The following is a 13,006-nucleotide window of genomic DNA, read 5'->3' on the forward strand; positions in this document are numbered from 1 at the left end:
CGGTAGACCCGTCTCCGCCCCTCACTCCGCCTGCAATACGTCCCGCACCCGCCGGAGTTCCGCCCGCGCGGTGCCGAGCAGGAGCTCGGGATCGGCCAGGGCGACGCCGGTAAAGCGATGGGGGAGCGCTGCGGCCTCCATCAGGGTGCGGGCGCGCTGGCTCGGGGAGCTGCGCAGGTCGAAGGCGCGATGCAGGTCCTTCTCGTGCAGGGGTGCAGGTGGATACCCCATGAGGTCATTGCCGCGGGCGACGATCGAGACGATCGCGGCGGCGGTATTGCGGGTGCTCGCCTTCCGTCGCAGCACCGCATCATCGAGCTGGGCGACGCGCACCAGCAGGCGCCGACAGGCGGTGAGCAGCTCGTCGGTATCGGCGGAACCGGAGTGGTGCTCGAGAAGGGCGGCCACCCCCTCGACCAGGTGCGTGTCGATCTCGGCGGCGAGGTCCCGCAGATCATCGGGGAACTGCTCGAGCGCGAGCTTCTCCGCGGGCAGCGGCGCTGTCTCGAGCTCTGCGAGCACCTCCGAACCACCGGCGCGCAGGGCGAGATCCGCCAGGCGCAGCGCGGTGGGGTCCTCGAGCTCCAGAGCGAAGTCGACCTGCTCCTCGAGCCGCCGCGCGCGCATCCGCGGATCGGCCCGACGAGCCGGGAATTCATCGAGCAGCGGGGCGATCGCGGACAAGGTCCGCGCGATGACGGATGGCTCCTCGCCCTTCCGCTCGAGGGACCAGGCGACGAGCTCCGGCAGCGCCGAGGGGATCTGCGCCGCCGCCGCCTCGGGGAGCGTCGGCACCCTCGGCAGGACCTCCGAGAGGATCCACTCGGCGAGCTCCGGATCCCAGCCCAACGGATCGCCGAGGCTCGCGTCGAGCAGGATCATCAGGTAGGCGACCAGATCCTCCAGCGCACTGCCCCGCTCCAGGCCGACGGCGTGGGCGGAGGTCGTGAACTCCTCGACCAGGTCGGTGCCGTCCTCAAGGATCCACGGCGGCTGCTCGGGGACCGGCAACGTGGCAACGTCGGAGAATCCTCCGTACAGAGCGTCTTCGTCGTATCCCGTCCCGCCCTCCGGCATTCGTCCCACGACGAACTCCACGAAGGGACGCAGCATCGGCCACTGCTCCCAGTCGCCGGACTGTTCCACGTCCGCCGAAGTATTGGCGAGGGCCTGGCGGAAGCGGGCGCGCGCATCCGCCGGGCCGACGGCCTCGAGGACCTCGTCAAGGGATGCCCCTTCCCCCGCCATGATCTCCCGATATTTGCGGGTGATCTCCTCCAGCGACTCGCCGACCACGAAGGCGTCCTTCACATACGGCGCGGGGCTCCACTGGATGTAGGCGATGAGCGTGGCGCGCACGCCGCGGGGAAGGACCAGCTCCACCAGCAAGTTCTCCCCTGCACCGTCGGAGAAGGCGACCGCCTCGGTGACGGACGCCTGGACGAGCCCGGACACCTGCGGCGGCATCGGCTGACGGCGGGCGGTGAGCCCCACCTGCGCCCGGGAGCGGAGGTCCTCGTCGGGACACATCGCCGCGACCATGTGCAGCAGTGCGGTGGTCTCGGCGACGTTGATTTCGATGAAGGTGTCCAGCAGGTCCACTCCCTCGGGCAGTTCCTCGGGATGGTGCTGCAGGTCCGCGAGCTCCGTGACCAGCGGTGCCGCGGCGACCCAGAATGCGGTCGGATCGTCGGAGCGCAGCGCCGGGCGGAGCACAGAGATCAGGGGGTTCTCTGCCGCCGACTCGGCGGGCGCCGGTCGCGACGTGTGCGGGGTGCGGCGGTTCGCACGCTGGCGGGCGGCACCCTGCCCGAGCGGGTTGCGGTCGTGACGGCGTCGGCTCATGGAGATATTCCATCAGGTGCTGGCCGACGAGGCGAGACCGCGGGCGCGAGAACGGCGGCTTTCAGTTCCGGTTCATCCCGAAGGCCCGCGACATGAGTGCGTCCTTGAAGTGCGCCTCGGAGGCGTCGACGTCCGCCTTCGGGGTGTCAGGGCCGAAGACGCGCAGGATGCTGAAGCGGAACGCTGCTGCTCGGGTGGGGTCGCGGGCCAGGAGGCTCCGCAGGCCGACGTTGTCGCCGTGGCCGGTCTGGGCGTAGCGACGCCACCTGCCCAGCAGACGTTCGGTGCCGTCCGCCTTTCCGACATAGTGCTTGCCGGTGGTCGCATCAGTGATGAGGTAGATCCCCTGCACGGAGCTCAGCGCATGCTGCCACGTCCGATAACGGGAGCTCTCGACCATGTCCTGCAGCTCGGTGAAGGGGATGATCACCCGGTCGAAGCCCGGGAACGGCACGGCAGCGGGATCCGCGATCTCGACGACAGAGAACTTCGCGGCGGACGAGCCTCTTTTCGCCCAGTTGATGGTGTCTCCGGACCACTCCACGACCAAGCGCTCCTGCAGCGAGCTGAGCAGTTCCGAGGGGCGTAGGTCGAAGTAGCGATGCTCCGCGGTCTCCTCGGAGAGAACGGGCCCGTGATTCTCGTAGGCGGTGAGGAACCTCGACCGACGTCTTCCGTCGGCCATGAAGGTGAGCCAAAGCGGGGGAGATGTCACTGGCACCTTGTTCCTGTGCGTCTGACGGCGGGTATAGGCGAGCACCTTCTCAGGAGTCAGATCGGCAGTTCCGGTGAGGCCGTCCGCTGTATAGGTGTGCCGGATGGCGAGGACGTCACCGAACTGCACCTCGGCGGTCTCCAGAATGGTGCCCAGCGTGAGGTGGCCGGTCCGGGAACTCTCGGTCATGGGGGCTCGCTGCTCCTCGTGTGTCCTGGTGAGCAAGGTATGGGTGATGTCGGCTCAGAGCGCCACAGGAAAGCGGGGCTGATCTGCGGGTAAGTGGCGCATGGTCTATGACGCCGGGTGGCGTTGCAGGGAAGGATATGTGCCGTGCCTGCTCGCTGTTCCCGAGGGTTCCGCGAGGCGGTGGTGCTCGATGAGGTGACCTCCTTCCTGCATCGCCTGCTTCCTGCATCGCCTGTGCGACACGCCGGTGCTCCTCTCCAGCGTGCCGCGGGGCCCGTCCACTCGGTGCCGACGCCTGAACGGCGATCTACCCGCCCACCGAGAAGGTCCCAGTCACCTCTTCGCACGGGTACGTATCGTCGGGGCGGGAGCACAGTGAGCACGCTGACCATCGTGGGATCCGGAGCCGTCGGATCGAGCGTCGCGCATGCCGCGATGATCCGGGGCGTGGCCCGCCACATCGCCCTGTACGACCTCGCTGAGGAGAAGACCCGCGCGGAGGTCCTGGATCTGGCCCACGGCGCGAAGTTCGTCGGGGCGACGAAGATCAGTGGTGGCAGCGACATCTCCGTCACCGCCGGGTCCGACGTCGTGGTCATCACGGCCGGGGCGAAGCAGAAGCCCGGCCAGACCCGCCTCGAGCTGGCCGCCACGAACGCCCGCATCATGGGCTCGCTCATGAAGGACCTGGTCGCCGTCTCGCCGGAGGCGATCTACGTGATCGTCTCCAACCCCTGCGACGTTCTCACCATGCTCGCCCAGGAGGCCAGCGGCCTGCCGACGGAGCGGATCTTCGCCTCCGGCGCCACGTTGGACTCCTCGCGCCTGCGATGGGAGATCGGCCGACGCGCCCACGTCTCCGCCTCGAGCGTGCACGCAATGATCGTCGGCGAGCACGGGGACTCAGCTCAGTACCCGAGCTCGAGGCGGCGCCGAAGCTTCTCAGGATCAGGGACGTCGTCGCGGGGGCGCGCAAGGGTGATGGCGTCGAGGCGGGCGAGATCGGCATGGAGAGATGGGTCCTCCCCGCAGTTCTCCCACCGCACGCGGGTCATCCCGGTAGGAGTGATCGATAGGAAGCCGGCATCGAAGGCGCGGTCGACGAAGGTGGACAGGCAGATCCCGTTGCTGGGGTCCAGCCGGATCGACGGATCCTCGCTCCACGGGACGATGTGCGAGGCGACGAGGAACTCGGGGGTGCGGATTCCGGTGACCGCGCAGGTCCACTCGTAGTTTCTCTTCACGCGAGTCGCAAAGGTGCGCTGGGCGCTGCCCCGGGTGCGCGCCACCACCTCTCGGTCCTCGACTGCGAACCGTCCTTCGTCAACACGTCGGTCGAAGCTCTCGATGAGGTCAAGGTCGACCGGAGCGGACTCTGCGGTGAGGTCCTCCTGCCCGGCGCGCAGTGTGCGCTCCTCGAACCCGTGCCCGCCGTTGCCGTCGAATGTGACCGTGGTGGCGATGCGATCGAACACCCACCTCGCCGCGGAGGAAAGATGCGGGTTGAAGCGGAACACGCCGCAGAACCTGTAGTCCCCGGTGCGGGTCTCCTTGCCGAAGGTGATCACGTCTTCGCGCCGTGTGGACGCCATCCGGTGGCTGTACTGGCCTCCGTCTGCGGGGCGCATCGTGATTTCGGTGCCCTGCGGGGACAGCTCGTTGAGCCAATCTCGGTTGGGGAAGAGCTTCGGGAACCACACGTCCGTGTGCTCATCGAGTCGAATCGTCGCCTGCTGGTGGCCCTTGTAATCGCGGCCGAACAACCGTGCGACCTCGACGTGGGTGTGGAACGTGATGTCGTCATCGATGGAGAGCTCACCGCGCTCGAGAAGGTGCTGGATCGTGATCGCCATGGGTCGATGCTAGATCCCCGTGCACTCCGGGCAGTCCCCATTCGAGCCCACGAACTCGGCCAGCCGGGACTGCGTGGTCCAGCTCGAGCGGGGCTGTCCCTCGGGGGCGGCGAGGAGCGCCGCGGCGGCCTCCACCATGAGGAGTGTCTTCTTGCTCGAGGTGGCTTCGGGGAGGACGACATCCGCGTGAGCTCCCGGGTTCAGGAACTGGGTGGAATTCTTTGAGAACAGGTCCATGAGATCGCCGATTCGACTCCGGGCGACATGGTGGCGGCCGCTCTGGCACCAGGACTCGGTGGTCTCCCGCAGGGTCGCGCGGACTCGATCGCTGACAGGGCCCAGTTCGTCCGACTCCCGCGGCACCCGGTTCGACGGATGCAGGTTCATCCCGGCAGGACCCAGCAACGTGTCGACGTCCTTCGCGCACATCTCGGTGGCCTGACGTGTGTGCGCGGCCAGTGCTGCTCGGAACCAGAGCCGGTCCCGGTTCTCCTCCCAGTGGTCCGTCATCAGTTCCCGGGCCCTGGCCACAGCGTCAGCAGTGGTGCGTGAGGTCAGGACAGAGAAGCTGTCCGCCCCGTCCGTGCTGCGATGGATCTCCATGGAGTCCTGCACCGTTGCGGGAGACCGATGACGGTGCGCGTCCCACAGGTCACGTACCAGCTGATCGTCGTGGGTGAGTACGAGCACCTGATGGGCGGACCGCTCGCCGTTCTCAAGCAGGCGGGTGATGCCCGGCCCGGCAAGGGCTTTGCGGGAGATGGAGTCGAGCATGTCGCTGGGGTCGTCGATGACGATTGTGGAGCCCGGATGGTCGCGCTCGATCCGCGCCAGATGGGCGGCCATCCCGAGCATGTCCAGCTGGGCGTCGGAGAAGTAGCCGGCGGCATGCAGTGCCTTGGCACCGTCCGGGAGATCTGCCACGAGCAGTTCGAGGGAGGGCCGACCCGTGGTGGGTTTCGCAGCGAGCGAGATGCGTGGGGTGCCCTCCGGCCCGAGGATGGGGCCTACCCCCGGTTCGTGGACACGGGGGTGTTTACGCTGCGAGCGCTAGCTTAGCGGTGTAGGCGCGCTCGTAGGCGTTCGGGGACAGGTAGCGGCACCAGGAATGGCGGCGCTTGGTGTTGTAGCGGGTCAGCCAGCGGAACATCTTGCGGCGGGCGGTGAGCTCGTCGGTGAAGCACGCGGCGTCGCGGAGGACCTCGCGCTTCGTGGTCGCGTTGAACGATTCGGCCATCGCGTTGTCGGCGCTGGAGCCGACGGCTCCCATCGACTGGGTCACGCCGAGCCGCTGGCAGAGCTCGGCGTAGGCCTTGGAGGTGTAGACGGACCCGTGATCGCTGTGGAAGATCGCTCCTGCCAGAGATCCACGGGCCGCGGCGGCGGCCTTGAGCGCGTCGGCGACGAGGTCGGTGCGCATGTGATCGGCGATGGCCCAGCCCACCAGGCGGCGGCTGTAGCAGTCGATCACTGTGGCCAGATACAGGTTCCCGCCCCCGCCGGCCTCGGATAGCGGCAGGTAGGTGATGTCGCCGACGTAGCGCTGGTTCGGCGCCTCGGCGGTGAAATCCCGGCCCAGCAGGTCAGGAACGACCTGGTCGGCCGGCTCCGGCACCGTCGTGCGGTGCTTACGCTTCTTGACGTAGCCGCTGAGGCCGGCCTCTCGCATCACGCGAGCGACCCGCTTGTGGTTGACCCGGTCCTCGGGCGCGGCCGCGTCGTTGAGCTCTGCCGTGATCCGCGGGGCACCCTGTGCATCGTCCTTCGCGTGGATGATGCGGATCCGCTCCAGCAGCTCGCCATCGGAAGCGGCCCGCGCGGACCGAGCCGGGGCGCCTGTCTGCCAGGCGTAGTAGGAGGAACGCTCGATCTCGACGAGCTCGCACAGTCGCTTCACCGGGTAGGTGGTGGAGTGGTCGGCGACGAACTGGAAGCGACTCACCAGCGCGTCTCCCCGGCGAAATACTTCGCGGCCTTCTGGAGGATCTCCCGCTCCGTGGTGAGCTTCGTCGTCTCCGCTCTCAGCTGGGCGTTCTCCGCCTCCAGCCGGGCCACGCGCTGCTCGAGCGGCTCACTAGGATCCGACGTGGAAGCTGTCGGCGCGGACCGCAACGGGCTGTCGGTCAGCGTGCCGTCAGCCGCGGTCTTCTTTCCGGTCCCGTGGGTCTCCAGCCACTGCCGCAGCGTGCCCCGGACGATCCCGAGGTCCTCCGCGATACCGCGGACCGTCGCTCCCGGTGTCGATTCGTACAGGTCAACCGCCTGCTGGCGAAACTCTTCGGAGTAGTGCTTCCTGGCCATGGTTCATGATCTCGCTTCCCCAGCAAATGCTGGAATCAGCGTGTCCACGAACAAGGGTCAGGCCCCGATCTCCAGCCAGTCGTTGATCGGGCCCTCGAGCTCCGCGAACTCGTTCCGGACCCGCGTGACCAACAGTGCCTTGGTCATCGCCTCCGCGCGTTTCATCAGCGGAGAGAGGACGGTGCGGCGGAAATTCAGCACGTGCAGAGCCCTCAGCGTCCCGCCGGCGTCGGCCGTGATCGCGTCGACGGCGCGGTGCCGGTCGAAGGACGAGTGGCCCTCGGACGCCTGGATGAGACGAACGCGCACCTCGTCCAGGTCCTCGAGTGCGCCCGCCACCAGTCGCGTCCACGGCACGTCGCGGAGCTGGTGCTGCTGCGCGAGGGCATCCCGCAGTGCGGCCAGCGCAGCGCACCAGCCCGGCAGTTCCGGTGCAGCGGGTCGTCCCGGAGGGTCCGCCACCTCGAGCCAGCCCGAGACCTCGGCGGCGAGCTTGTCCCGACGGTCGGCCTGAGCCGCTCGCTCCGCAGCATGCTTCTTCGCCGCCGCGGAACCGGTCAGCAGCGCCTGCACCTCGTCGAGGCGGGACTGTGGGACCTGGGCCTGTTCGCAGGCCGGACAGATCGTAGACGGTTCCGCGACCTCGACGAACGCTGTGAGGAGCGAGGTGAGCTGGGGGCTCATCGGCGCGCCCTCGATGTCGGGACTCGTCGCCGCCTCGAGGGCTGCGGCGAGCTGGTGCCAGGGAGCCGCCGACGGTGCGCTCGGGAGGCTCTGCGGCGCGTTCTGCTGCAGCTCCGCCCACTGCGTGAGCGCGGTGATCTGTGTGTCCTCGCCGTCGTCGAGCGTGATCTCCTCCGCGAGCAGCTGCAGGTAGGGCTCGACGCCCTGGGACGCCTCGGTCGACTTCGCCCCCAGTGTCTTCGCGATGGCCGTCCAGCTCGCGCTGGTCTCCGCGAGGCCGAGCGTCGCGCCGAGCGGTTCGATGCGCTCGGTGCGTTTGGCGTTGACCAGCGCGCGCAGCAGCCGGCGAGGCAGGACCTGCATGTCGGGGTAATGGGTCGCAGGCGTGTCGAAGGAGGTCCACTCGCAGTCCCGTATCTGGTCGCCGTGACCATAGCGGACCGCGACGCGGGGCGGATGCGCGAGGTCGGGGTTCCCAGCGTGGGTGCGGTGGGTGATGTGGTCCTTGTCCTTCACCTCCGTTGCGGCGTTCGGCAGGCCCTCCTTTCGGGTGGTGGACCCGTCGATGACCAGCTCGAACGCGTCGGTCAGGCTCGTCTTTCCCTTGCCGTTGCCGGCGTACACGATGGTTAGCCCTTCGGAGGGGCGCAGCGTCTGCTCGGGGCCGAAGGAGCGGATGCCCTGCACGGACACGGAATGCACCACGGCGGGCTCGGCGCGCGCACTGTGCGGGTCGGCAACTGACGGCTCGGGTAGGCGCTTGTAGATCTGTTCGCCGAGTTCCTCGTCATCGAGGTCGCCACACTTCCGCGCCAAGGATTCGAGCACCGACGCGATCTCGTCAGCGGCAGCCGCGTCCTCGATGGTCCGGTCGGTCTCGGTCAAGTCGTTCCCCTCCGTCTATGAGCTCCCACGGTGGGAACACGAGCGCTCGACGAGCTGCGAGATGGCGTCACGGCCAGTCTGGCAGGGACGTGTCGTGGGGTGGAGGGGAATGATGGAATGCATACGTTGGGCGGAACGACGGTCGGAACGCGAGGTTCCGTGACTCCGCTGGCCACTGCGCCGCTTGCTGTCATCGTGGAAGCCCGACACGTAGCCCTTGACGCGGTCCGGAAAAGAAGCTTCGTGAAACCCGCACCGTTGCGCAGCGCGGTGGACCCGTGAACGTCTCTGAAGAGAGCGCGGCAGGTTTGCGGACTGCGGCCGAGTGTCTGACGAGTCGGGCATACTTCCAAGCAGTAGGTACGAATGAGGGACAAGGGGTGCGATGATGAATGGGCTGGGCAGGATCCTCGCGAGCGAGACGAATGTCAGCGATCTGCTGGCGTACTTCACCGAGGAGGATCCGACGCCATGGGCGGGCCTCATCGGATCGACGCCCGCTCGGGTGACCCGTGAGGGACGAGCGCGTTCCGAGAACCGCGCGGATCTTCTCCTGATGGGCGCGTCGGGGGAGACGATCGGCGCAGTGGAAGTGAAGCTCGGCCACCACCTCAGCCCGAAGCAGTCCGAGTGGTACACCTCCACCTTCGGCGCCGAGGTGACGCTGCTCCTGGCTTCCCTGGACCCGGTGAGCCCTCGCGATGAGCATCCGGATTCTCGCTGGTCCGCGAACCTGCTCCCAGACCTTGTGAGTCGCTGGAAGGGCTCGTCAAACTCAGAGGTCTCGGTGCTCGCAGCAGCCGCGGAGAGGGTCCTCTCGGAATGGTCAGCGCTGATCACCTCTGTGAGCACGGGCAGCAAGGGCAAGGACGCGGAACCTGTCGAATCGATCTCCGATCCTTTCCTGGGCCGGATCCTCACTCGTGCGCTGAAGCCTGCCGTCCTCGAAGGGAGCGCCGAGTCTGCGTACCCTGGGGTCACCTCCGGCGGGGGCAACGCGTTGCTCCAAGCATGGCGCGCATTCCCGGGAAAGCCGGATAGACACGACGCGATTACAGAAGTGCGATGGCAGCCAAGCCGTCGGATCATGGACTTCCGGTTCGGGGTCGATGTCACCAAGGGAGGGCGAGCTGGACGGGAGGCCGCGTGGGAACTGGCCACCACGCTCGACTCAGCGATCCGCGTTGACAGCTTCTCCGCCTATCTCGAGGGCGTCGACCAGGCGCGAGCCGGACTTCTCTCTTCGGCACGGGGGACGGGGCGCCCTACGAAGAAGGGAAACTGGGCGGACATCGTCGAGAAGGGGTTCCGCCACGGCGACGCTTCGCAGTACAACCCGGGCTTCTATCGTGACGGTGACAGGCGCTTCGAGGCGTCGGCGCGGATCGACACCTCACGGGCCACGGGGCCGGACCTCGTGGCACTGCTCGACCACGCATTGGTGTATCTCACCGAGCAGTTGTCGGTGAAGTAACCGGGCACGACGGAGGTGAGGAGGCCGAGGCTGGGGGAGCGGTTGCCGCTGGAGCTGATTCCTCCCCGCCGTCCTCAGGCCGAAGGATTCTCGGGCCGGTTGATCAGCACCTCGTCGAGCAGCGCTTCGGAGTGGAACGTCGCGAAGTTCGACGGTACGCCGCGCATGCACCCGAGTGCCATGGCAAGGGCCGCGGCGAGGACGCTGGGACAGCACCCCAGCCATCTCCTCCATGGGGAGGGTGATCGACTCGCAGTCGCGGTAGCTGCAATTGCTCGTCTGGCGATGGATCTCCAGACCGCGCCGATCGCGACGCCTCGCGACCCTGGAGGCGACGTCGAGAATCGCGCCCTTCGCGTGCCGCTTCGGGTATTACATCAGGTACAACAGCTCGATGTTGTGCGCTTCGACCGTTCGGCCTCCATGTCCGCCAGGTCCGGGAGCGGAACCGACGCGGGCCCGCCCTGCAGGACGAGTTCACGCAGGCGAGACTGTCGCCGGACAACAAAGCACGCCGAGCAGGAGCACGCGACCGCGGGCAGCAGATCGGGCACAGCAGCTCCACGAACCGTTCGAGCACGACGCCCGCCGCCATAGCTCGCACCGCGACGGCCCAGTGAGCGGGCTGCGAGTCCCGAGACTTCTGGCGGCAGGTCTGAAAGAATGGGAATGAAGATAGGAGGCCTGGTCATGGTATTTCAGGGCGAAGTGCTGTCCGTCGGTGCGTTGCTGGATGTTGCCCGCACCACGCCGGAGACCGCACAGAACACGCGGGTGGGGTTGCGTCACACCGCCGCGCAGAACGCTGCTGCATGCCGCACGATGCTCGCCATCGATGAGCCTCTTGATGCGTGCTGGCGGTTCGGCATCCTCCAGACTCTGGACGACTACGCCTCTTCCTCGCGTCGCGGTGGTCCTGACCTCGCTGCCGGAGTGTTCACCGACGAGCCGCCGCGCACCGGCTCGGTCGAGGTCGATGCCGCGTTCGCGGCACTCGCGGAGCACCTGGCCGAGCGGGACGGCTGGCCGACGCCTGCCTGGGCATCTGACCCGAGCCGCCGTACCACGGCCTGGTATCCAAGTGTTCCAGCGATCTTCCACGCTGACGCCGACCAGGAGAGCCCTGAGGCGTTTCGGCGGCGCGGGATTCTCATCACGTCCCGTTCTCTGTCCAGGGCATGAGCACAGACGGGCAACTCGACGCGGACGGGGTGCGTGCCCTGTTCCGGGAGCTGTCCGGCCGGCTGGACGAAGCTGGGGCGGCGGCGCAGTTGTTCGTCGTTGGCGGGGCTGCGATGGCCTTGGCCTACGACGTCGACCGGCTGACTCGTGACGTGGATGCGCTGTTCGTCCCCGCACCCGTGGTGCGCCGGATCGCCGAAGAGATGAGTGGCCCGCACGGGTTGGAGCCGGACTGGCTCAACGACGCCGCGAAAGGGTTCCTGCCCGGAGAGGACGAGCACCCTCGCACTGTGTTCGAGTCTGAATCGCTGCTGGTGCAGGTGCCCTCCCCGGGATACTTGCTGGCGATGAAGCTGCACGCCTCGCGTGATGAGCGCGACCTCGATGACGCAGCGGTGTTGTTCAACCAACTCGGCTACACCACTGCTCAGGAGTGCGTGGACCTGCTCGATGCCACCTATCCGGCAGGTCAACTCCTGCCACGCCACCGTTACCTCGCCGACGAGGTCGCCAACCGCGCACGCGCGAGGTGACGCCCCGCCGGTCGGCACCGAGAAGAGGAGCCGCGAACCGACCGCCGAAGACGGCTTCCGCGCGTTCCGCGATCCCGGGCAAGACCCTTCCGGCCCGGATAAGCACAGTTCGGGCCACCGCCTGCAGCCAGTCCTTGCCGGACACCCGGTCTGACGGTCGCGACTCAGATGCCAGCCGATTAGCTGGCTCGGTGTCGATGCCGAATCGTCATCAGATCGGTCTCGGTGTTCGGCGCTGGAGTGTCGGGGAAGCCGAATAGCATCTTCCCCATGTCGTGAGGACGAGGCCGGCGCCGTTGGACGCGAAGCTCTCGTCCAAGTGGGGAGGAGCATCGTGACCATCTACCGGCGGCGAGGGCATTGGCGGCGGCGGAAAGACGGCAGCCGCTACTGGGTTTCGGGACATTGGGTGAGCCGCGACGGAGGGAGAACGCTCTCATCGCTCATCGCTGCACGACATTCGTCCACGAGCCGCCGAGACTCCTCGCGTGATGCAGCGAAGCGCGCGACGGTCAGGCAGACAGCGGCGCGAGCCCAACCAGTGCGTTGGACCAGCATCCCGGACGAGCCGAACGCACGGTGCCCGGTCTGTGATTCGCAGGTGTGGTTCTTCCGCAATCCGCGCGGTGGGTGCGCGTACTTTGACGCTCTCGGAAAGCCGTGGCCTCTACACCCCTGTATGGAGCTCCGGAGAACCACCTCGGACCAGTTGGCGGCAAGAGATTTCATCAAGGCGTGCGAGCGCGCTCGTCTCCGCGAGGTGGCGACTGGCGTGGGCCAGACGGGCGGGTCACGATACAGCGCATCAGCTTCCGCGAGTGCTGCCGCATCGCCTGCGTCCATCTCCAGCGCAGCTACGGAGTCAGTGTCAGAGGAACCGTTGGACTGGTGGGTGGTGCTGTACGGGCTTTTCGCCCTGCTCCTCTCACTCCCGCTCTCCGAATGGATCTGGTCGCGGTTCGAATGGATTCCCGGGCTTTTGTTCCTGTGGGCCGTCACCGTGCCCACCCTCGCGATGGCTGGCGCCATCGCGTGGTTCCTCCTTCGCGTGCCACCCCCTCGATGGGATCTCGGCAGTGCACTCGCTACCGTCGTCATGGCTCCACTCTTGCTCGTCGTGGGCATCATCGGGAACGTGCTCACACTTGGGCTGGGCATCCCGTGCGCGGCGATCTTCGTGGTCTCGGAAGCCAAGACAGCGCGACAACAGGCGGCCACGAGCGAACGGAGCCGCCCACGCGGCGCCTCATAGTCGAAGACGTCTGCCGCGAAGGAGGTCACCGCGGACGCGTCTGATCAGTAGGATGACCTGGTGCGCCCACTATGAGGGAAGCGAGGGAGGAAC

General features: G+C 67.4%; 10 protein-coding genes and 1 pseudogene. 5 read left to right on the forward strand and 6 right to left on the reverse strand.

The window, feature by feature from the left end:
* Positions 1 to 21 precede the first annotated feature (21 nt).
* Positions 22 to 1,845, reverse strand: coding sequence for a hypothetical protein (locus JOF44_RS15605; protein WP_209893479.1), 1,824 nt, complete (start codon positions 1,843 to 1,845; stop codon positions 22 to 24).
* 61 nt (positions 1,846 to 1,906) lie between these two features.
* Positions 1,907 to 2,749, reverse strand: a complete 843-nt coding sequence (locus JOF44_RS15610) for a GIY-YIG nuclease family protein (protein ID WP_245348975.1) — start codon at positions 2,747 to 2,749, stop codon at positions 1,907 to 1,909.
* Positions 2,750 to 3,124: 375 nt separating this feature from the next.
* Between JOF44_RS15610 and JOF44_RS15615 the strand changes: the two are divergent.
* Positions 3,125 to 3,655: pseudogene (locus tag JOF44_RS15615) on the forward strand (lactate/malate family dehydrogenase); the annotation flags it as partial.
* Positions 3,656 to 3,657: 2 nt separating this feature from the next.
* Here the strand turns inward: JOF44_RS15615 and JOF44_RS15620 are convergent.
* The 4 genes from JOF44_RS15620 to JOF44_RS15635 form a co-directional block, all read right to left on the reverse strand.
* Positions 3,658 to 4,602: an HNH endonuclease gene (locus JOF44_RS15620; RefSeq protein ID WP_209893482.1), complete on the reverse strand. Its 945-nt coding sequence runs from the start codon at positions 4,600 to 4,602 to the stop codon at positions 3,658 to 3,660.
* 9 nt (positions 4,603 to 4,611) lie between these two features.
* Complete coding sequence (locus JOF44_RS15625) at positions 4,612 to 5,526, reverse strand: ATP-binding protein (protein ID WP_209893485.1); 915 nt, start codon at positions 5,524 to 5,526, stop codon at positions 4,612 to 4,614.
* A gap of 112 nt (positions 5,527 to 5,638) precedes the next feature.
* Positions 5,639 to 6,903, reverse strand: a protein-coding gene (locus JOF44_RS15630) for an IS3 family transposase (protein WP_377785327.1) whose coding sequence is annotated in 2 segments (ribosomal slippage) — positions 5,639 to 6,561 and positions 6,561 to 6,903 — 1,266 coding nt in all. Because the reading frame shifts where the segments join, the coding sequence is not laid out codon by codon here.
* A 57-nt stretch (positions 6,904 to 6,960) separates the two neighbouring features.
* Entirely contained in the window at positions 6,961 to 8,472 is a 1,512-nt protein-coding gene (locus tag JOF44_RS15635; RefSeq protein WP_209893488.1) for an ATP-binding protein, read from the reverse strand.
* Between the two features lie 385 nt (positions 8,473 to 8,857).
* On the opposite strand from JOF44_RS15635, the gene JOF44_RS15640 reads away from it, so the two are divergent.
* From JOF44_RS15640 to JOF44_RS15655, 4 genes are all read left to right on the forward strand, one after another.
* Positions 8,858 to 9,946, forward strand: a complete 1,089-nt coding sequence (locus JOF44_RS15640) for a hypothetical protein (RefSeq protein ID WP_209893490.1) — start codon at positions 8,858 to 8,860, stop codon at positions 9,944 to 9,946.
* 690 nt (positions 9,947 to 10,636) lie between these two features.
* Positions 10,637 to 11,128, forward strand: a complete 492-nt coding sequence (locus JOF44_RS15645; RefSeq protein ID WP_209893492.1) for a hypothetical protein — start codon at positions 10,637 to 10,639, stop codon at positions 11,126 to 11,128.
* Complete coding sequence (locus JOF44_RS15650) at positions 11,125 to 11,661, forward strand: DUF6036 family nucleotidyltransferase (protein WP_209893495.1); 537 nt, start codon at positions 11,125 to 11,127, stop codon at positions 11,659 to 11,661. Before JOF44_RS15645 ends, JOF44_RS15650 begins: the two co-directional genes overlap by 4 nt.
* Positions 11,662 to 12,553: 892 nt before the next feature.
* Positions 12,554 to 12,913: a hypothetical protein gene (locus JOF44_RS15655; RefSeq protein WP_209893497.1), complete on the forward strand. Its 360-nt coding sequence runs from the start codon at positions 12,554 to 12,556 to the stop codon at positions 12,911 to 12,913.
* Positions 12,914 to 13,006 lie beyond the last annotated feature (93 nt).

Source organism: Brachybacterium fresconis, from assembly GCF_017876515.1.
In the GTDB taxonomy this organism is placed as follows: domain Bacteria; phylum Actinomycetota; class Actinomycetes; order Actinomycetales; family Dermabacteraceae; genus Brachybacterium; species Brachybacterium fresconis.